19 protein-coding genes are annotated in these 18,212 nt (G+C 59.8%); 6 read left to right on the top strand and 13 right to left on the bottom strand.

Annotated elements, in window-relative coordinates; genetic code table 11:
- Positions 1 to 9: 9 nt before the first annotated feature.
- Complete coding sequence (uppC, locus tag ACQZ40_RS05590; protein WP_003502309.1) at positions 10 to 582, bottom strand: polysaccharide export protein UppC; 573 nt, start codon at positions 580 to 582, stop codon at positions 10 to 12.
- 210 nt (positions 583 to 792) lie between these two features.
- On the opposite strand from uppC, the gene uppB reads away from it, so the two are divergent.
- A complete protein-coding gene (uppB, locus tag ACQZ40_RS05585) occupies positions 793 to 3,048 on the top strand; it encodes a polysaccharide biosynthesis protein UppB (protein ID WP_448747541.1) in 2,256 nt (751 codons plus the stop codon).
- Between the two features lie 19 nt (positions 3,049 to 3,067).
- Here uppB and uppA read toward each other — a convergent pair whose 3' ends face one another.
- Together uppA and ACQZ40_RS05575 are read right to left on the bottom strand one after the other, a co-directional pair.
- Entirely contained in the window at positions 3,068 to 4,294 is a 1,227-nt protein-coding gene (gene uppA / locus ACQZ40_RS05580; RefSeq protein WP_448747540.1) for a polysaccharide biosynthesis GNAT family N-acetyltransferase UppA, read from the bottom strand.
- Between the two features lie 97 nt (positions 4,295 to 4,391).
- A complete protein-coding gene (locus ACQZ40_RS05575; protein WP_271045068.1) occupies positions 4,392 to 4,604 on the bottom strand; it encodes a DUF2842 domain-containing protein in 213 nt (70 codons plus the stop codon).
- 143 nt (positions 4,605 to 4,747) lie between these two features.
- On the opposite strand from ACQZ40_RS05575, the gene ACQZ40_RS05570 reads away from it, so the two are divergent.
- Positions 4,748 to 5,851, top strand: a complete 1,104-nt coding sequence (locus ACQZ40_RS05570) for a COX15/CtaA family protein (RefSeq protein WP_338811076.1) — start codon at positions 4,748 to 4,750, stop codon at positions 5,849 to 5,851.
- 6 nt (positions 5,852 to 5,857) lie between these two features.
- Here the strand turns inward: ACQZ40_RS05570 and ACQZ40_RS05565 are convergent, their stop codons facing one another.
- The 8 genes from ACQZ40_RS05565 to ACQZ40_RS05530 all read right to left on the bottom strand — a co-directional run bounded on the left by ACQZ40_RS05565 (position 5,858) and on the right by ACQZ40_RS05530 (position 11,497).
- Positions 5,858 to 6,703 carry an aminoglycoside phosphotransferase family protein gene (locus ACQZ40_RS05565; protein WP_448747539.1) on the bottom strand — a complete coding sequence of 282 codons (846 nt, stop codon included), beginning with the start codon at positions 6,701 to 6,703 and terminating at the stop codon, positions 5,858 to 5,860.
- Positions 6,704 to 6,713: 10 nt separating this feature from the next.
- Positions 6,714 to 7,646, bottom strand: a complete 933-nt coding sequence (gene argC / locus ACQZ40_RS05560) for an N-acetyl-gamma-glutamyl-phosphate reductase (RefSeq protein ID WP_065654001.1) — start codon at positions 7,644 to 7,646, stop codon at positions 6,714 to 6,716.
- Positions 7,647 to 7,716: 70 nt separating this feature from the next.
- Positions 7,717 to 8,670, bottom strand: a complete 954-nt coding sequence (gene speB / locus ACQZ40_RS05555) for an agmatinase (RefSeq protein WP_003521541.1) — start codon at positions 8,668 to 8,670, stop codon at positions 7,717 to 7,719.
- On the bottom strand, positions 8,670 to 9,041 hold the full coding sequence (locus ACQZ40_RS05550) for an XRE family transcriptional regulator (protein WP_223215619.1): 372 nt from the start codon (positions 9,039 to 9,041) through the stop codon (positions 8,670 to 8,672). The genes speB and ACQZ40_RS05550 overlap by 1 nt, the downstream gene beginning before the upstream one ends.
- Positions 8,992 to 9,357 (bottom strand): type II toxin-antitoxin system RelE/ParE family toxin, encoded by a 366-nt coding sequence (locus ACQZ40_RS05545; protein ID WP_020811160.1) that lies wholly within the window; start codon positions 9,355 to 9,357, stop codon positions 8,992 to 8,994. Before ACQZ40_RS05545 ends, ACQZ40_RS05550 begins: the two co-directional genes overlap by 50 nt.
- 116 nt (positions 9,358 to 9,473) lie before the next feature.
- On the bottom strand, positions 9,474 to 9,941 hold the full coding sequence (rpsI, locus tag ACQZ40_RS05540; protein ID WP_003521540.1) for a 30S ribosomal protein S9: 468 nt from the start codon (positions 9,939 to 9,941) through the stop codon (positions 9,474 to 9,476).
- Between the two features lie 2 nt (positions 9,942 to 9,943).
- Positions 9,944 to 10,408, bottom strand: a complete 465-nt coding sequence (gene rplM / locus ACQZ40_RS05535; protein ID WP_003502335.1) for a 50S ribosomal protein L13 — start codon at positions 10,406 to 10,408, stop codon at positions 9,944 to 9,946.
- A 252-nt stretch (positions 10,409 to 10,660) separates the two neighbouring features.
- Entirely contained in the window at positions 10,661 to 11,497 is an 837-nt protein-coding gene (locus tag ACQZ40_RS05530) for an EamA family transporter (RefSeq protein WP_080856254.1), read from the bottom strand.
- A gap of 906 nt (positions 11,498 to 12,403) precedes the next feature.
- On the opposite strand from ACQZ40_RS05530, the gene ACQZ40_RS05525 reads away from it, so the two are divergent.
- From ACQZ40_RS05525 to ACQZ40_RS05510, 4 genes are all read left to right on the top strand, one after another.
- A complete protein-coding gene (locus ACQZ40_RS05525; protein ID WP_065653996.1) occupies positions 12,404 to 12,838 on the top strand; it encodes a CoA-binding protein in 435 nt (144 codons plus the stop codon).
- A 74-nt stretch (positions 12,839 to 12,912) separates the two neighbouring features.
- A complete protein-coding gene (locus tag ACQZ40_RS05520; RefSeq protein ID WP_065653995.1) occupies positions 12,913 to 14,196 on the top strand; it encodes an O-acetylhomoserine aminocarboxypropyltransferase in 1,284 nt (427 codons plus the stop codon).
- 150 nt (positions 14,197 to 14,346) lie between these two features.
- A complete protein-coding gene (locus ACQZ40_RS05515) occupies positions 14,347 to 14,859 on the top strand; it encodes a hypothetical protein (RefSeq protein ID WP_448747604.1) in 513 nt (170 codons plus the stop codon).
- 114 nt (positions 14,860 to 14,973) lie between these two features.
- Complete coding sequence (locus tag ACQZ40_RS05510; RefSeq protein WP_448747538.1) at positions 14,974 to 15,315, top strand: cupin domain-containing protein; 342 nt, start codon at positions 14,974 to 14,976, stop codon at positions 15,313 to 15,315.
- Positions 15,316 to 15,353: 38 nt separating this feature from the next.
- Here ACQZ40_RS05510 and ACQZ40_RS05505 read toward each other — a convergent pair whose 3' ends face one another.
- Both ACQZ40_RS05505 and ACQZ40_RS05500 read right to left on the bottom strand, forming a co-directional pair.
- Positions 15,354 to 16,607 (bottom strand): cytochrome P450, encoded by a 1,254-nt coding sequence (locus ACQZ40_RS05505; RefSeq protein ID WP_448747537.1) that lies wholly within the window; start codon positions 16,605 to 16,607, stop codon positions 15,354 to 15,356.
- 82 nt (positions 16,608 to 16,689) lie between these two features.
- Entirely contained in the window at positions 16,690 to 17,937 is a 1,248-nt protein-coding gene (locus tag ACQZ40_RS05500) for a GGDEF domain-containing protein (protein WP_125145966.1), read from the bottom strand.
- Positions 17,938 to 18,212 lie beyond the last annotated feature (275 nt).

Here is an 18,212-nt window from a genome sequence, read left to right as displayed (position 1 = left end):
ACTCCGTTTTCAGAAGAAGCGTTCACGCACATAGACGGTATCGCCGGCCAGAATGGGGGCGGTGATACCGATCCGGCCGGTCATCACCTCGGCATTGATCTTGCGGGTAATGTCGACATCGGCCTGATTGGCGCGCGGGGTGAAGCCGCCGGCAATGGCGATGGCGTTTTGCACGGTCATGCCCGGCACATAGGAATATTGGCCGGGACGGCCGACTTCGCCCATGATGAAGACCGGGCGATAACGGTCGATCTCGATCGTCACGTCCGGATCGCGAAGATAACCCTGGCGCAGTTTGGCGGCGATGGCGGCTTCGAGCTGCGGCAGGGTCTTGCCGCGTGCCGGAACCTGGCCGACGAGCGGGAAGGCGACATAACCGGCCTGATCGACCGTATAGGTGTTGGTCAGCCCGGCCTGCTCGAACACGTTGATGCGCAGCCTGTCGCCGCTATCGACATGATAGGGCTGCAGGGCGGCTTCGTTGAACGACCTCGGAGCGGGTTGATATGCCGCGCAGCCGGAAAGGGCCGTCAGAACGGCGAGCGTCAGTGCGGTGACATGTCGTGATCCGGCGAGCGGCATCTCATCTGGCTCCGAGTCGAACTTTGATCATTCTTATCGTTCTGTTAGGGTTAATGTGCGGTAAACGACCGGCGCGAGCGTTGGTAATATCGGCTTTATTTCGTCGGATTCGCAGGGATTAACTGTTGTGTTACCGGCAAGACTTAAACTTCGCGAAAATTGACCATCTATATTTGAGCGCCCGAGGTTTGTCTCGGTTACGGAGCCCGCATGAACGGCGATCGCATTGACGACAGGGATGTGGATATCGATCTTGCGCAGCTTGTCGCGGCCATTTGGCAGCGCAAGGGCCGGATCGCGGCAATCACGCTTCTTGCCGGGGGCGCCGCCTTCGTGATCTCAAGCATGATGTCGCCCGCCTACAAGGGCGAGGCGCGCGTGCTTATCGAATCCCGCGCGGCCTCCTTCGGTGCCTCGCAGCAGTCCAATGCGCCCGCCGAACCCGTGCTCGACGAATTGACCGTTTCCAGCCAGGTGCAGATCCTGCAATCGGTCGACCTCATCAAGCAGGTCGCCAAAGACATGAAGCTTTACGAGCTGGATGAGTTCGATCCGGAGGCCCATCCTTCGCTCATCTCGCAGCTCCTGGTCGCCGTCGGCGTCAAGAAGGACCCGCTTCAGGTGCTGCCCGAAGAGCGGGTGCTGAGCGCCTTCCGGGAAAAGCTGCAGGTCTATCAGGTCGAAAGCTCGCGCGTCATCACGGTCGAATTTTCCTCGCAGGACCCCAAGCTGGCCGCCGCCATCCCCAATGAGATGATGAAGGCCTATATCGCCCTGCAAAGCGGCGCGAAGCTGGATACAAGCACGGAAGCGGCGCGCTGGCTGGAGCCGGAAATCGCCAATCTGCGCGAAAAGGTGCGCGAGGCCGACAGGAAGGTCGCGGATTACCGCGCCTCCTCCGATCTTCTCTCGGCGGGGCAGGGCGAAACGCTCGCCACCCGCCAGCTCAGCGATATCTCCACCGAACTCGGCCGTATCCGCGGAGAGCGCGCCAATGCGGAGGCGCGGGCGGAAGGCGTGCGCAGCGCGCTTGCAAGCGGCCGCCCGCTCGATACTTTTCCCGATGTCGTCGGTTCCCCGACGATCCAGAGGCTGAAGGAAAACGAAACGACCATCCGCAGCCAGATTTCCGATCTCTCGTCCTCGCTGCTGGAAGGCCATCCACGCATCCGCGCGCTGCGCAACCAGCTCGACGGCATACAGCGGCAGATTCAGGAAGAGACCCGCAAGGTGCTGGCAAGTCTCGAAAACGAGGCCAATGTTTCGCGCCTGCGGGAGCGACAGCTGGTCCAGCAGCTGAACATGCTGAAATCGGAAAGCGTGCGGGCGGGCGAACAGCAGGTCGGCCTCAACGATCTGGAGCGGGAAGCCTCGGCGCAAAGGCAGCTTCTGGAAACCTATCTTGCCCGCTATCGCGAAGCGACGTCGCGCGCCGGCTCGGTGGATTCCACGCCAGCCGATGCACGCGTCATCTCGACGGCGGTGGAGCCGCGTGAACCCTATTTCCCGAAGACCGGCGCCATCACCATCGTCGTGACGCTGGCGGCGTTTCTGCTGTCCTGCATCGTCGTCATGCTGGTGGAGCTTTTCACCGGCCGGGCCTTGAAACCGATGGGCAGGAATCAGGTTCCGCCGCTCTCCGATCCGCCTTCTCCTCCGCGTGCTCCAGCCGATCCGGACAAGACAACGGATGTGCCGGAACAGCCTGTAGCGGCGCGCCCTGAAACCGTGCAGCCTGCTGCGCGGACCATGCCGGTCGCGGCATACCAGCCCGTTGCCGAAGAGGAAGAACGGCATGCACCGGCCGTCGCTGCTGCTGCCATGCCGGCCTTGCCGGTGGAAGATGTCACGGCTGCGAAAGAGGAGGCAATCGATACCGATGACGATTTCTCCATCGACGCGGTCGCAGGTTTCCTGGCCACCCGCCTTGCCAAACCGGTCGCCGCAATCGTGTCGCCGGCCGGTGATAGCGGCTCGACCACGTCCGTCATGCTGGCGCGTGCTTTGTCCGAAATGGGCCGTTCGGTCGTTCTCGTCGACATGACGGCGTCAGCCTGTCCGACGCGGTTGATGGCGCCGGAAGCCGGGCTTCCCGGTGTCATGGACCTTCTGGCGGGCGCGGCCGCCTTCGGTGAAACCATTCACGGCGACCGCCTGTCCGACGCCCATATCGTGCCGCGCGGCAATGCGCAGCCGCGTGAGGCCATGCGCGCGATAGACCGTCTGACGATGATCCTCGGCGCGCTCTCCGACGCTTATGATACCGTCCTCGTCGAATGCGGCGCGGTGCAGATTTCGAGCCTCGGGAAAATGCTGCGCAACCTGCCGGCGGAAATCATCGTCTCGGTTCCCGGTAAGGATAGCGAATTGCTGGAAAAGACGCTCGGTGAACTGGTTGCTGAGGGCTATGAACAGGCATTGCCGATGACCGGCATGCGCAAGCCGGACCATCTGAGCGCGGCCTGAGACGCGGCAAAAAAACTGCTCAGTCGGTGGCAGTGTCCAACTTCGAGCGTCCAGCGCGAAAACGCTGAATGAGCGCATAAAGCGCGGGATTGGATTTGATCAGGCTTTTTGTCCGGGCGATGGCGACATAGGCCGAGGCCGCAACACGACCCTTCAACGTCACCGGCAGGAATATATCGTGTTGCACGGTGAAAAGCGGGCACCAGCTGCGCTTATAAAGCTGGTCGCCGACGCCGAAATCGAAGATCGCCGCCTTTTCGCCACATGCCCGTTCGATCATCAGCCAGAACAGCAATTCACCGGGGCTGAGTTCCGAAACGGATTCATCGATCGAACCGAACTGGCAGATGATGTGATCCTGCTTGCGCGAAAGGCCTGCTATCGCGGCAATGACGCCATCGCTTTCGCCATGCAGGCGAATGGCATGCAGTTCCAGCAGACTGTCCGTGCCCGTCTCGGGAAAATTGGCCAGATCGTAGAAGAAATCCCGCACCGATTGATCCCGAAACACATCCGGAATGCCCTGCGAGGCGAAACGGGCGGCCTTCTGGCGGAAAAACGCCTGCAGCAATTCGCACTTTTCCTGTGGCGACCGTGCGATCACATGGCTGTAACCGCCCATTTCCTCTGCCCTTCGGCTCTGGATGCGGAATTTCTTCCGTCGCCTCTTGGCATTGACCTGCCGGAGCGTGGCTTCGAAGCTTTCGAACAGGGGAAGCTGGAAGGCCGGATTCTGGTTTTCGACGGAAGCAAGATGCGAGAGGGGATTGGTCCTGTTGCGCCACGTCAGCGGTATGTTCTGCAAAGCCAAAATATCCGCCCGGCCATGCAGCAGCTTGCGCGCCTCGCGGGCAATCGCTGCTGCGATTTCCTGTCCGGCCTGTTCGGCAAAGGAGGGGTCGAAAAGCCCCGTATTGATATTGTTGAAACGGCCGCCGGGAAAACGCGCCTTGCGGATGCCGCCTTCCAGTACGATTTCGAGCGGCAGCAGAAAGATCGTCTTGCCGCCCTGACGGCCGCGAAGCGTCAGGAGCGCGCTGTCCTGCGTCTGCGCCCAGATGGAACACCAGCCGAAACCCTGATGCAGCGAATTGAGCGGGTCGTTTTCCAATCGCTCCCAGTCGGAGCGGATGGTGGAGGCGTCATCGACCAGATCGATCAACAGACGATCAGCACTCCGCCGCTCGTTTTGCACGGCGGCTGGTGCTTGCTCCTCGCTGATAAAGACCGGCCCCTCAGCCGCCATCCACTCTCTCCGGTTGTTTCGGTCGGACTATATCGCTGAGCGGCAAACAATCGGTTTATAAAATTGCGACCTCAGGGTGTCATGCAATGGCCGGCGCTTAACCCTGCTTTTTGGGTCCGGCCATCCATTTGATGATCAGCATCGCCGGCAGAACCCACAAGATTCCGGTCAGCACGAAATAAGCGAGATGCACCCACCAGGGCGATTGCGCCAGCGCCGCCGATGCAATGGCCGTCGCCACCACGGCGTAAACGACGACGAGGCAGATGATGACGATGGTGCCGATGAACGATCTGAGGCGAGGGTGCATGAAGTCTTCCGTCATTGAATATCTTTGCGGGACTATAGCGCCGCGACCGGATGCCGCAAACCCTGAGGCCTTGTTTTGTGGTGCCGGTTGGGCCTAATCAACATGACTGTATGAGGGAGACCTGAAAGATGCGTTCGAGCGGCATGACGATGGCAAATGGTTCTGCGGAAATGGTGGTGGAGGCTGCCCTGCAGAAACAGGAGAAGGACCGCCGCCTGCTGCGCATCTGGCTGCGCGTCGTGCTTTTCACGCTCTTCTGTCTGGTCCTCGTCGGCGGCGCCACGCGGCTTACCGAATCCGGCCTGTCGATTACCGAGTGGAAGCCGATCCACGGCGCCATTCCGCCGCTTTCAGTCGCCGAATGGGAAGAGGAATTCCAGCTCTACAAGCGCATTCCCCAATATCAGGAAATCAACAAGGGCATGTCGCTCGACGAATTCAAGACGATTTTCTGGTGGGAATGGGCGCATCGACTGCTTGCCCGCACCATCGGCGTCATCTTCGCTTTGCCGCTCGCCTTCTTCTGGCTCACCGGTCGCGTCGAAAAGCGCCTGCGCCTGCCGTTGGTCGGCCTTCTGGCGCTTGGCGGCTTTCAGGGCTTCATCGGCTGGTGGATGGTGTCCTCCGGCCTCGTTAACCGCACGGATGTCTCGCAATATCGCCTTGCCACACATCTGACCATCGCCTGCCTCATCTTTGCGGGCTGCATTTGGATATTGCGCGGGCTGTCGCATCATTCGCCTGATGCCGCCGACGAAAAGACGGGCAGGGGTTTTGCCGCGCTGCTGACGGTGCTCTGTCTCTTCCAGATCTATCTCGGCGCATTGGTAGCGGGGCTGAATGCCGGCCTCTCCTATAATACCTGGCCGCTGATGGACGGCTCGCTGGTGCCGGGCGATCTCTTCCTGCAACAGCCCTGGTGGATCAACCTCTTCGAGAACCCCAAGACGGTGCAATTCGTCCACCGCCTCGGCGCCTATACGCTGTTTGCCGCCACGCTATGGCATATGGTGTCTATGGCCCGCGCCTTGCCTAATACACCGCATGCCCGCCGCGCGGTGCTGTTCTTCGTGCTCGTCTCCATTCAGGCGGCGCTCGGCATCACCACGCTGCTCATGCATGTAGATATTCATGTCGCGCTCGCTCATCAGGGCATGGCGCTGATCGTGCTTGGTTTCGCCGTCGCCCATTGGCGCGGTTTCATCGGCGAATATCCGGCGCCCGTTGCGGTCGAAGTCAGGGATTGAAGCGGCTTAGAACTGTCCGAGCACCGTTTTGATGGTGGCCGCGACGGCGAGTTCGTTGTCGCGTTCCTCCGCATTGCCGTCCTCTTCATGCCACGCGGCAGAAAGACAGCCATAGGCAAAGGCGTATTGCAGCAATAGCCGTTCGTCCCGCTGCAGAGCCTTCGCAAAAATCGCCGCCATGGAGGCGATGCGCGCCTCGCTGCGGGTGAGGTCGAAACGGTCAAGCGGATTGGAGAACATATTGGCGACATCGAGCGCCGCATCGCCGATCAGGCCGGCCGGGTCGATGATGATCCAGCCGCGTTCACTGCGCATGATGTTCTCGTGATGCAGATCGCCGTGCAGCGGCTTGATATCTCGCTGCCGGTCGATCAGTGCCTGCGCCAGCGCGGCTCCCTCTATATAAGGGCTGTCCACGCCGTCAGTACGGTCCTGTTCGGCCTTGCGGAACAGGCTCTCAAAATAGAGCGGCAGCGCCAGCAGGCTTGAGGGCGGCGGCTGCTGCGATGGCTGGTGATATTTGAGCAGGACATCGGCGGCGATTTCCGTGGTGGCATCGTCGTTGCCGTCGCGAAACAGCACGTCGCGCAGGGTCTCCGTGCCGGCATGTTCCATCAGCAGAATATCGTCGGAGCGGTCGAGCAGCTCCACGCAGCCGATGCCGGCGCGCCATTTAATGAAATCCGCGCCGCGAAGGCTGTCCTTCAGTACTCTCTGTTTCAGAACCTTGGCGACGGCGAGGGAACCGGCGCCGCGCGTAAGCTCGTAAACCACCCCGGCCGGCGTATCGGCAATAGGTTTCGCGGCCTCGATATTCCACGAGGCCGGAAAAGAGGGTGGGGCAATCTTCATGAGAAAAGCCTCATGCGGAGAGCATCAGTTCCATGTTCTGCACGGCAGCACCGGATGCGCCCTTGCCGAGATTGTCGAGCAGCGCGACGAGGTTGATGTGTTCGCCGCCCGGCGTACCGAAGACGAAGAGTTTCATCGTGTCCTTGCCCGCCAGTTCCTCGGCGTCGATGCGAGCGAGCCCCTTGCTTTCGGCAAGCGGCACCACGTTGACGATGTCCTGTCCCGCATAGTGGGCAGTCAGCGCCGCATGGATCGTTTCCACGGTCGCGCCTTCCTTCAGGTCGGCGGCAAACAGCGGCACCTGCACGATCATGCCCTGCGGGAAACGACCGACGGAAGGCGAAAACAGCGGTGCGCGGTCGAGCTGGCCATGAATGGTCATTTCCGGCACGTGCTTGTGCTTGAGCGTCAGGCCATAAAGGAAATTATTGGCGCTGATCGCGTCATCGCGGCTCTGGTCTTCCATCTGGGCGATCATCTGCTTGCCGCCGCCGGTGTAACCGGAAACCGCATTGACGCTGACCGGATAACCGTCCGGCAGCAGGCGTGCGGCGCGCAGCGGGCGCAGAAGGGCGATCGCGCCGGTCGGGTAGCAGCCCGGATTGGCGACGAGACGGGCGGAACGAACCTTCTCGCCCTGTTCCTTGTCCATTTCGGCAAAGCCATAGGCCCAGTCCTGGTGAACGCGATAGGCGGTCGAGGTATCGATGATGCGGACATTGTTATTGCCGGCCACCATCGAGACCGCTTCCCGGGAAGCATCGTCCGGCAGGCAGAGGATCGAAATGTCGGCATTGTTGAGCATATCCTCGCGCATCGCCGCATTGCGGCGCTCGGCCTCGGGTATGGACAGCAGCTCAATATCGCGGCGACCGGCAAGGCGCGTGCGGATCTGCAGACCCGTGGTGCCGTGTTCGCCATCGATGAAGATCTTCGCTGTCATGTCCTTGTCCTGACTTTTCAAAGGGTTGCGAGGGTAATCGGAATCAGTTTGGCAGGCGCCGGTTTCTCTATCAGCCGGCCTTGGCCAGCCGTTCGGCGCGCAGGCCAAGCATATACATTGCAACGGTGGCTCCGGCAATGGCGGTAATATCGGCATGGTCGTAAGCGGGCGCGACTTCTACGACGTCCGAGCCGCGAATATCGAGCTGGCCAAGCCCGCGCAGAACGGAGAGAATTTTAGCGCTGGTCGGCCCACCGGCCACCGGCGTTCCGGTTCCCGGCGCAAAGGCAGGATCGAGGCAATCGATATCGAAGGTCAGATAGGCGGGCATCCCAGCCGTGTGTTTGACGATCAGCGAGGCGATGTCGCCCGCCCGCATTTCCTCAACCTCGTAACCGTGGAGAATGCGAATGCCGAAATCGTCAGGCGCATGGGTGCGGATGCCGATCTGGATCGACCGATCAGGATCAATCAGTCCATCGCGCACGGCGCGGGCCACGAAGGAGCCGTGGTCGATGCGCTTGCCGTCATCGAACCAGGTGTCCTGATGCGCATCGAACTGTACCAGCGCCAATGGCCCATGCTTGGCCACATGCGCCTTTAAAAGCGGCCAGGTAATGAAGTGATCGCCGCCAAGCGTCAGCAGGTAATCCGTCTTGGAAATGATCCGGCGCGCTTCCTTTTCGATCGTATCAGGCGTTTTCCAGTGATTGCCATAGTCGAGCAGACAGTCACCATAGTCGATGGTCGGCATATGGGCGAAAAGATCGCGCGCGAAAGGATATTGCGGATCGTTGTCGAAGATCGCCGAGGCGCGGCGGATCGCCTGTGGCCCGAAACGGGCGCCCGGCCGATTGGAGGTGGCAGCGTCGAAAGGAATGCCCCAGATGGCCGTCGATACGCCCTTGAGGTTCTTGGTATATTTGCGCCGCATGAAGGAGAGGACGCCCGCATGGGTCGGGTCGGTGGCGGCCGATGTCAGGGTCGTTGCGGTGAAGGCATGGTCGATGGTTTTGCTGGGCATCATTTATCCGCCTTTTCTGCAAGATCGGCGAAGTTGCGAATTTTGATCGCGCGGCCGTCGAAGCGCGCGACGATTTCAAGTTCGCCGCCCATCGCCTCGATGAACCGGCGTAAGGTCCCAACATACATATCAGCGCGCTTTTCCAGTTTTGCGACGGAGCTTTGGCCGATATCCAGCGCCTGCGCTATTTCGTCCTGCGAGAGTTTCAGCGCCCTGCGAACATCCGCAAGGTCCATTTCTTCTTCCAGACGATCTGCTTCGGCTTTCGACTTAACACGCGCGTCGTCCGACATCCGGTTGCGCAACCGCGCAAAACTGTGCCTACCGCTCATTGTGTTTCTCCTTTTCAAGCTCGGCCAGATGCTCGTCATAAAGGTCGTCGGCAATCGGGATCATGCGGTCATAAAACCGTTTGTCTCCCGTCTTGTCGCCGCCAATCAAGAGGATCGCCATTCGACGGGGATCGAAGGCATAAAAAATCCGCAACGGTTTTCCGCTACTTTGGATTCGCAATTCGCGCATATGCGCGTGACGCGATCCATAAATGCCGCTCGAATAGGGGAACGGCAGTCGAGGGCCGCGTTCTTCCAGTTTCTGAACATGAGCGTCGATGCTGATGTGTTCGCTTTCTTCAAGCGTTTCCCACCATGTTCCGAATTCGTCCGTATACTCGACGACATAATTCATGAGGCAATATTATTCCCTTGAGGGAATAATTCAAGATGCCGTCGGGGACAAAATAAAAAAAGGCGGAGCCGAGGCCCCGCCTTTCGAAGTTCTGAATGAACCGTTCTGAGAAGCAATTAGCGCTTCGAGAACTGGAACGAACGGCGGGCCTTGGCCTTACCGTACTTCTTACGCTCGACAACGCGGCTGTCGCGGGTCAGGAAGCCACCCTTCTTCAGAACGGAGCGCAGGCCCGGTTCGAAGTAGGTGAGGGCCTTGGACAGGCCGTGACGAACGGCGCCGGCCTGACCGGACAGACCACCACCGGCAACGGTGGCGATGATGTCGAACTGACCCGTGCGGGCAGCGGCGACGATCGGCTGCTGAAGGATCATCTGCAGAACCGGACGTGCGAAATACGTGGTGAAATCGCGGCCGTTGATGATGATCTTGCCAGAACCGGCCTTCACCCATACGCGGGCTACGGCGTTCTTGCGCTTGCCGGTCGCGTAGGAGCGGCCGAGGGTGTCAACCTTGCGGACATGCACGGGAGCCGAAGCTTCCGATGCCGGGGCGAGGTCTTTCAGAGAGGAAAGATCGGCCATTATCAGGCGCTCCTTACGTTCTTCTTGTTAAGCGCGGCCACGTCGAGAACGGTGGGCTGCTGTGCTTCGTGCGGATGGTTCGAGCCGGCGTAAACGCGCAGGTTCTTCATCTGGCGACGGCCGAGCGGGCCGCGCGGGATCATGCGCTCGATGGCCTTTTCAACGACGCGCTCCGGGAAGCGGCCTTCGATGATCTGGCGAGCCGTACGCTCCTTGATGCCACCCGGGTGACCGGTGTGCCAGTAGTACTTCTTGTCGGAGTACTTGTTGCCGGTGAAGGCAACCTTTTCCGCGTTGATAACGATGACGTTGTCGCCATCATCAACGTGGGGGGTGTAGGTAGCCTTGTGCTTGCCGCGCAGGCGGGTTGCAACGATGGTGGCGAGGCGACCAACAACGAGGCCTTCGGCGTCGATGATGACCCACTTCTTCTCCACCTCAGCAGGCTTCTGAACGAAAGTAGACATGGATTTCACTTTCTAATGTGGACCCGTCATCCTCTTTATGAAAGAGCATACGGGCGTTTCTTGTTGCTTGGTTTGGTTGCCGTCAAAGGCAACCGCAAATGACCCTATTCCGGCTGGAATCCGATCTGGCGCGCTTATACGGTGCGCGGGCGAAAGCGTCAATATGACGGATTCTGAAGGTCGCAAAAATAAGATAGCAAAAACAATGGTTTGATAATGGGGTATTATTTTACCTCACCGGGCGACCCTGTTTTACCCCAGTCGCATCACCAGAACGCCCGCTGCAATGATGCCTCCGGCAAGATAACGCCAGATGCTGGCACGTTCTTTCAGGATCACCACGGAGATCACCAGCGCAAAGAGAATGGAGGTTTCCCGGAGCGCCGCAACCACGGCGACGGGCGCCTTGGTCATGGCGTAAAGTGCCAGCCCATAGGAGAGAATGGAGCCGCCGCCACCGATCAGGCCGCGCCACCAGTTGCGCCGGACATGGTCCGCGACCGGGCCCACGCCGCGCTGGTAGAAGGCAAAGCCGAAAAGCAGCACGGGCGGCAGAAGCGACATCCACAGCGTATAGGAGATTGCGTTGCCGGAAAGCCTTGCGCCGACACCGTCGACGAAGGTGTAGGATGCGATCACGAAGGCGTTGAGCAGGGCGACCATGATCGCCTTTCCGCCACCGCGCCGCGCCTCGAAAGCGAGCGTCAGAATGCCGCCGGAGATGACGGCGATGCCGGCAAGGGCCAGCGGGCTTAAAATCTCGCTCAGGAACAGGCTGCTCGTCGCCGCGACGATCAGGGGCGCCACGCCGCGCATGACGGGATAGACAAGGCCGATGTCGCCGATCGTATAGGCGGCGGCGACAAGCCGGAAATAGGCGAATTGCAGAACGGCCGAAGCGATCAGGAAAGGAATGGCGACCGGCGCGGGAAATGGCAGGAAAGGCAGAAACGGTAGCGAACAGGCCGCAGCGCCCGCCGCGATCAGCGAGGCGTCCAGCGATTTGTCGGATCCGGCTTTGACCAGCGCATTCCATCCGGCATGCAGCATCGCGCCCAGGAGCACCAGAAGAAGAATGTCAAATGTCACAATAGAGACTCGCTCGCGGGCTACTTTGGGCAACCTACAGCATCGGCTTGAAAACCGGAATCGATTTTCGGTACGGGCGGTAAGCATTTGCCGATTGCTCGAGCACGCGTTTTGCGCCCGGGAAGCCACCCGCAAACGGCATGTGGTCACCGCGGAAACTGCAACGCGCGTAAAATTTATGCTTTGTGCATGTCATGGCGCCGGGGAATGATTTTGCGCCGGGATCATATGACGTTCTGCTCATGATTTCATCCGCCAGATGGAGGCATGAGCGTCCGACGCACAGCTTCTGGTTTCGCCTCGAAGCGAATTTTCACTGAAAATACTACCAAATTTGTCAAATATTGGTGCGCAGTGCGCCGTGACGCTTTGGGCGCAAGATGTATCAATCGGACCACGGTGCGCGTGAAAAACAATTTCATATCTTCCATGAATTGTAATCTGTAACGTTGTAGACTTGTATGTAGTTTGATTTGCAGAATAACTTTCTGAAAATTAGGTATCTCTAATTTTCCTGTGAACGGAATGAAAACAAACAGGAGACGAAGAGCGCATGAATTGCACGCTAATGTTGTTTTGGCCCATATTTGCGTCAATTCGCATCGTTTTGAAAACTGGACAAAAATAGTCAGTACAACCGCCATTCCGGCGTTTGGTGAAATCATTTTGCGTGGGCGAAACCGTTCCGCTGCGCGGCGAGGTGTCTGCCGCAGCGGCAATTTTTCAGCCGTGCAGGGGTTCCAGAGAGCGAAGAACCTTCCTAGATGGAGGGGGGGACGCAACCGGTAGCGTCAGGTATGTGTCGGTGGAATTATGCGGGAGACGCTATGCTCGCGGCGCTTTTAAATGGCGCAGCTGCATTGGTATTCTTCAAACCATGCGACGCTCCAGAAGGGATAAGTTGACATGCAGCATGATAGTTACGAGCCCGACTACCTCAGAAGAATTCTGACCGATGTCAAAACCATCGCCCTGCTCGGTGCTTCGCCCAACCCGGACAGGCCGAGCCACGGCGTGATGCGCTTCCTGCTGTCCAGGGGGTATCGTGTGTTTCCGGTCAATCCCGGCCAGGCAGGCAAGGAGATACTTGGGCAGAAGGTCTATGCCAAACTCGCCGATATTCCCGAGCCGGTGGACATGATCGACGTTTTCCGGGCGCCGGAATATTTGTCGGCAATCGTCGAGGAGGCGATCTTGCTGCCGGAGCGGCCATCGGTAATCTGGGGCCAGCTTTCCGTTCGCGATGACAATGCCGCCGCCAAGGCGGAAGCCTACGGTATGGAAGTCGTGATGGATCGTTGCCCTGCAATTGAGTATCCGCGTCTCAATATTGTGCGATAGTTGGTACGGATCGGACTTATCATTTGGCGGCAAGGCATTATGATCCCTCCGAAATTCCAATTGGAGGAAACATCATGCCGAGCAGCAATCCCGGGTTTTCGACGCTGGCCGTTCATGCGGGCGCGCAACCCGATCCGACCACCGGCGCGCGTGCCACGCCCATTTATCAGACCACGGCCTATGCTTTCCGCGACGCCGATCACGCCGCCGCCCTGTTCGGACTGAAAGAGTTCGGCAATATCTACACCCGCATCATGAACCCCACCCAGGCGGTTCTGGAAGAGCGCGTGGCAGCACTTGAGGGCGGCACGGCCGCGCTTGCCGTCGCGTCCGGCCATGCCGCGCAATTGCTGGTCTTCCATACGCTGCTGCAATCCGGCGACAATTTCGTCGCCGCCCGCCAGCTCTATGGCGGCTCGATCAATCAGTTCGGCCATGCCTTCAAGGGCTTCGACTGGCAGGTCCGCTGGGCCGACGCCACCGATCCGGCCAGCTTCGAGGCGCAGATCGACGAGCGCACGCGTGCCGTCTTCATCGAAAGCCTTGCCAATCCGGGCGGTACTTTCGTGGATATCGCCGCAATCGCCGATGTTGCCCATCGGCATGGCCTGCCGCTGATTGTCGACAACACCATGGCAAGCCCCTATCTGCTGCGGCCGCTGGAACACGGCGCGGATATCGTGCTGCATTCGCTGACGAAATTCCTCGGCGGCCATGGCAACTCCATGGGCGGCATCATCGTGGACGGCGGAACCTTCGACTGGTCGGCGACGGACAGATATCCGGCGCTGTCACAGCCCCGGCCTGAATATTCCGGCGTCGTGCTGCACCAGACCTTCGGCAATTTCGCCTTCGCCATCGCCTGCCGTGTGCTTGGCTTGCGTGACCTCGGCCCGGCGATCTCGCCCTTCAACGCCTTCCTCATCCTGACCGGCATCGAGACGCTGCCGCTGCGCGTTCAGCGCCATTCCGACAATGCGCTTGCCGTCGCGAAATGGCTGAAGGCGCATCCCAAGGTTGGCTGGGTGCATTATGCGGGGCTGGAAGACAGCGACAACCACGCTATCCAGCAGCATTATTCGCCAAAGGGCGCAGGCTCCGTCTTCACCTTCGGCGTCAAGGGTGGTTATGCGGCCGGCAAGGCGCTGGTGGAAGGGCTGCAACTCTTCTCCCATCTCGCCAATATCGGCGACACTCGCTCTCTCGTCATCCACCCGGCCTCCACCACCCATGCGCAGCTGACACCGGAACAGCAGACGGCCGCCGGCGCCGGGCCGGATGTGGTTCGCCTGTCGGTCGGTATCGAGGACGTCAAGGACATCATCGCCGATCTCGAGCAATCGCTCGCCAAGGTCTGATGTGGCGGCTCATGCGAGTCTGGTGACCGCGTGACACCAAGCAAATTTTAGTGTGATTGAGCGGCCGCCGGAACCATGAAAACAGGGTGCTTTCGGCGGCAGCGGATTTGAGTGAAGGCCCCCGCCGTCCCATCGCGAAAGATACGCCATATGAAAACCCGAACCGGAATGCTCCGTATTGTCGCCCTTCTCCTTGCGATCGGGGTTGCGGGTGTGGCTGACATACAGGTCGTAGCTTCGGTTTCGCCGGCAAAGGCCGAGGCGGAGTATTTGCCCACGCAGCAGGATTTTGTCGGAAAATGGAAGCTCACCGGTGCAACCAGCCGCCCGCCGCGCGATATGAGGACTGCGCCCGCCGCCCAGCAGGAAGCGGATGCGACACTGTTCCAGGAAACGGTGACGACATTTTACTCCGCGTTTGATTATCTGGAGATCACCGCGGACGGTCGCTACAATTTTCATCAACCCGGCGATCCCTCAGGTTCATGCGTCTGGTGCGGCACATGGTCCTTTGACAAGAGTTCGCTGTGGCTGAAGCTGGATACCGCGCCCCGGCTCGATATCTACGCGAAGAACGGCGATATACAGATGACGTACACCGCCGAACCCGACAAGAAGTCGAAATACAGCTGGCTGGTTTTCGGCTGGACGAAGATGGAGTAGGCGCCTCATTTCCTCGGCGGTAACGCCCAACCGGGACGCCCAAGACTATTTGACGAAGCGCTCAGAATTGAGCAAAGCTGTGTGGCCAACCATATTTGACGGACAGGGGACGTCATGACGAATTTTCTGTCCTTCGATGATATCGCCGAGCTGGAATACGGTGCACCCGCCCCGGAAAGACTGATTTCCGGCGATCCCAAATTCACCACATGGAATCTCGAGGAAGCTCCCGGCGGCATCTATGCCGGCATCTGGCAGTCCACGCCCGGCAAATGGCGGGTGGTCTATGAGGAATGGGAATATTTCAACATTCTCGAAGGCCATTCCATCCTGACCGAAGACGGCGGTGCCCCGCGCGATCTGAGACCGGGCGACCGCGTTATCCTGCGTCCGGGCTTTACGGGCACGTGGGAGGTCGTCGAGACGACGCGGAAGGATTATGTCATCCGGCTCTGAAACCGGATGATCCTTGCGAGTGCTCTACCGGCTAAATCTCACCAGCTGAGATCGAGCCGCTCCAAACCATGGAAATGATAGACATCCTTGACCCTGGGCGGCTCGGCGATCTTCAGGCCCGGCAGGCGTTTGAAAAGCAGGGGCAGGGCAAGATTGAGCTCCAGCCTTGCCAGCGGCGCGCCGATGCAGAAATGGATGCCGGCGCCGAAGGAGACGTTGGCGCCCTCGTTGCGGTCCGGCCGGAAGGTCAGGGGATCGGAAAATTTTGCCGGATCGAGATTGGCGGCGGCGAGGATGAGGCTGACCTTGTCGCCGCGCCTGAACGCGACGCCGTCAATTTCGACGGGCTCCAGAACCCAGCGCTGGAAAATATGCACCGGCGCGCAGATGCGTAGGGTTTCTTCCACCGTGCGTTCCGTGGCGGCATCGTCGTTAAACAGCGTCTCGGGGGAGATGCCGCTTTCCAGAATGATGCGCACGGAATTGCCGATCTGGTGCACGGTCGCCTCGTGCCCGGCATTCAGCAGCACGATGGTGGTGGAGACGAGTTCGTCGTCGGTCAGATACTGGCCCTTGTGCTCCGTATGGATCATGTGGCTCAGCAGATCGTCCTTCGGCTCCGCCCGCCGCTCGGCGATCACGCTGCGCACATAGTCTGAAAACTCATGCGCGGCCCTGTCGGCCAGCAGCTCGTCTTCCGGCGTGCGCTTGAACATATACATGCCGACATAGGCGTGCGACCATTTCAGAAGCTGCGGCCCCATCTCCTCGGGAATGCCGATCATGCGGGCGATCATCGTCACCGGAATGATATCGGCATAGGAAGAGAGCAACTCCGTTTCGTCATTTGCTTCGAAGGCGTCGATCAGACGGTTGGCGAGTTCCTCGATTTCCGGCTTCATCTTGTCGACGTGCCGCGAAACGAAGGCGCGGTTGATGAGCGTGCGCAGCCGCGTGTGCTCCGGCGGCTCGAGCTCCAGAAGCGAATGCTGCTCGGCAGCATCGAAATGCTTTACATGGTCGAGCGGCTCCGCCAAACCGATCTCTTCGCGGCTTGCCACATGCAGGATCTGCCGTCCGAAGCGGCGGTCGCGCAACAGCGCGCTCACGTGGTCGTATCCGGTGAAAAACCATTGCCGCTGTTCTTCCCAGTAGAAGGTGGGACATTCAGCGTGCAGGGCCGCATAGACCGGGTTCGGATCGCTGTAGAAAGCCGGGTCGCGGGCATCAAGGGAAATGCGGCGGGTGGCGGGATCGATTTTGAGAAACGGAAATGTCGCTGTCATGCCCATGGTCTATTCCGCGCGCGGCGCTTTGGGAAGGGAGGGAAATCCCCTCCGGATATTCTATGTCTGTCACTGGGTGGTTACATCGTTACCGGCTGGCGATGGCGGATATCCGGTTCAGCGCCGCGACCTGACGGTCGGCATTGTTGTCCATCGGATTTTCGTCACGGTCCGAGGCGGGCACGACGACATTGGCCGAATTGACATGGATGACGGTCCGGTTGCGCCCGGCCTTCTTGGCGGCATAAAGCGCGCGGTCGGCTTCCGTCATCATCGTGTTGAGGTCGGCGTCCTTGATCATGGCTTCCGATATGCCGACGCTGGTGGTCACCTCGATGGCTTCACCGCGCGAACTGATCTTCGAAAGGCGCAGATTGCTGCGGATGGCTTCCGCAAGCGTCGCCGTGCTGGAAGGGCTTTCGACTTCGGCAACCAGCGCGAATTCCTCGCCTCCCATCCTGACGAAAAGGCCGCGATCGCCGATTGCGCGCTGGGCGATATTGCAAAAATGCACGAGGACCGCATCGCCGGACTGGTGGCCGTATCTGTCGTTGATCTTCTTGAAATGGTCGATATCGAACAGCACCAGAGCCACGTAACGGCTCGAGGCCGGCGACCTTTTCTTGATACGCTCGAACTCCTCCAGCAGGCCGCGCCGGTTGAGAACGCCAGTCAGATGATCGGTCATGGCGAGGCGATGGAGGCGGCTTTCCGTATCCTCCATGATGATTTTGGCGCTGATCATGATGATGGCCGTGAAGCCGAGCATGCCGGAGAGGGCAAGCGCCGATGTCATGGGAATGGCGTTGGGGATGGCGGCATTGACGGGGATGACGATGGATGCGACGAACGCCCCGGCAAAAGCCTGCAGGATCAGGATCGCGGCCAGAACCCGGCGGCTGCGTGAGGCGCGCGCCTTGCTGGCCAGAAGGACGCCGGCGAGCATGAAATAACCCGTGGCCGCACTGGCGTGATAAAGCAGGATGCGGGCCACCATGTTTTCACGCACGGGCGGCAGGAACATTCCGGCGATCCACAGGAGAGCCGGAATGGCGACCCAGCCGCCGATTTTCCGCTGTTCGAAGCACAGCAGGCCCGCAAGCCAGAAACCGAAGGCGGAAAGTGCGAGCGTATTGCCGACCTGGATGGACAGAAAACTGGAAATATCCCCGCGAAACGCCACCATGACAGCGCCGAAGCCCGTGGCGAGGAAACCGGCGGCGAAAAAGAGATTATGCCGGCGGGAAGGGCGGTGCAGCCACAGCGTTCCCAAAAGCACGGCAAGGGTGAACGTTTCCGCCGCCCACAGTAGCGTGCTCGTCTTTGCATCCAGCATTGCAAAATCCTATCTGCGCCATAATGCGATAAAAGCGGGCTCTTTCGCACGAGGTGCGTTATGCCCGCTGGAATTGTTGAGCTGCCATTTCGCCCGGTGGGCCCATTCCCCAAAGGGAACCGGAAATTCGCTGGCCAGTATCGGCAGCAAATACTAACGAGTTCTTGCCGGTGAGAAGTTATATCTGTGCATGGCGGGCGATTTTTGCCGTCGTCGCCTGCCATAGTAAAAAAATGGTGGCAGCGGGGAAAGAGGCCCGGCTGGCGCCGCCCGGT

Source organism: Agrobacterium sp. 16-172Ci (assembly GCF_053522725.1).
The sequence above is the reverse complement of the archived record's forward strand: the minus strand, read 5'-3'. Positions and strand labels throughout refer to the sequence as shown.

What these genes read in the sequence shown, in the direction of transcription:
- ACQZ40_RS05520 (WP_065653995.1), top strand. Translation starts at nt 12,913, where the DNA reads ATGCCGAGCAGCAATCCCGGGTTTTCGACGCTGGCCGTTCATGCGGGC.
- ACQZ40_RS05515 (WP_448747604.1), top strand. Translation starts at nt 14,347, where the DNA reads ATGAAAACCCGAACCGGAATGCTCCGTATTGTCGCCCTTCTCCTTGCG.
- ACQZ40_RS05570 (WP_338811076.1), top strand. Translation starts at nt 4,748, where the DNA reads ATGACGATGGCAAATGGTTCTGCGGAAATGGTGGTGGAGGCTGCCCTG.
- ACQZ40_RS05505 (WP_448747537.1), bottom strand. Translation starts at nt 16,607, where the DNA reads ATGGGCATGACAGCGACATTTCCGTTTCTCAAAATCGATCCCGCCACC.
- uppB (WP_448747541.1), top strand. Translation starts at nt 793, where the DNA reads ATGAACGGCGATCGCATTGACGACAGGGATGTGGATATCGATCTTGCG.
- ACQZ40_RS05545 (WP_020811160.1), bottom strand. Translation starts at nt 9,357, where the DNA reads ATGAATTATGTCGTCGAGTATACGGACGAATTCGGAACATGGTGGGAA.
- ACQZ40_RS05510 (WP_448747538.1), top strand. Translation starts at nt 14,974, where the DNA reads ATGACGAATTTTCTGTCCTTCGATGATATCGCCGAGCTGGAATACGGT.
- speB (WP_003521541.1), bottom strand. Translation starts at nt 8,670, where the DNA reads ATGCCCAGCAAAACCATCGACCATGCCTTCACCGCAACGACCCTGACA.
- argC (WP_065654001.1), bottom strand. Translation starts at nt 7,646, where the DNA reads ATGACAGCGAAGATCTTCATCGATGGCGAACACGGCACCACGGGTCTG.
- ACQZ40_RS05575 (WP_271045068.1), bottom strand. Translation starts at nt 4,604, where the DNA reads ATGCACCCTCGCCTCAGATCGTTCATCGGCACCATCGTCATCATCTGC.
- ACQZ40_RS05565 (WP_448747539.1), bottom strand. Translation starts at nt 6,703, where the DNA reads ATGAAGATTGCCCCACCCTCTTTTCCGGCCTCGTGGAATATCGAGGCC.
- uppA (WP_448747540.1), bottom strand. Translation starts at nt 4,294, where the DNA reads ATGGCGGCTGAGGGGCCGGTCTTTATCAGCGAGGAGCAAGCACCAGCC.
- rpsI (WP_003521540.1), bottom strand. Translation starts at nt 9,941, where the DNA reads ATGGCCGATCTTTCCTCTCTGAAAGACCTCGCCCCGGCATCGGAAGCT.
- ACQZ40_RS05500 (WP_125145966.1), bottom strand. Translation starts at nt 17,937, where the DNA reads ATGCTGGATGCAAAGACGAGCACGCTACTGTGGGCGGCGGAAACGTTC.
- ACQZ40_RS05550 (WP_223215619.1), bottom strand. Translation starts at nt 9,041, where the DNA reads ATGACGAGCATCTGGCCGAGCTTGAAAAGGAGAAACACAATGAGCGGT.
- rplM (WP_003502335.1), bottom strand. Translation starts at nt 10,408, where the DNA reads ATGTCTACTTTCGTTCAGAAGCCTGCTGAGGTGGAGAAGAAGTGGGTC.
- uppC (WP_003502309.1), bottom strand. Translation starts at nt 582, where the DNA reads ATGCCGCTCGCCGGATCACGACATGTCACCGCACTGACGCTCGCCGTT.
- ACQZ40_RS05525 (WP_065653996.1), top strand. Translation starts at nt 12,404, where the DNA reads ATGCAGCATGATAGTTACGAGCCCGACTACCTCAGAAGAATTCTGACC.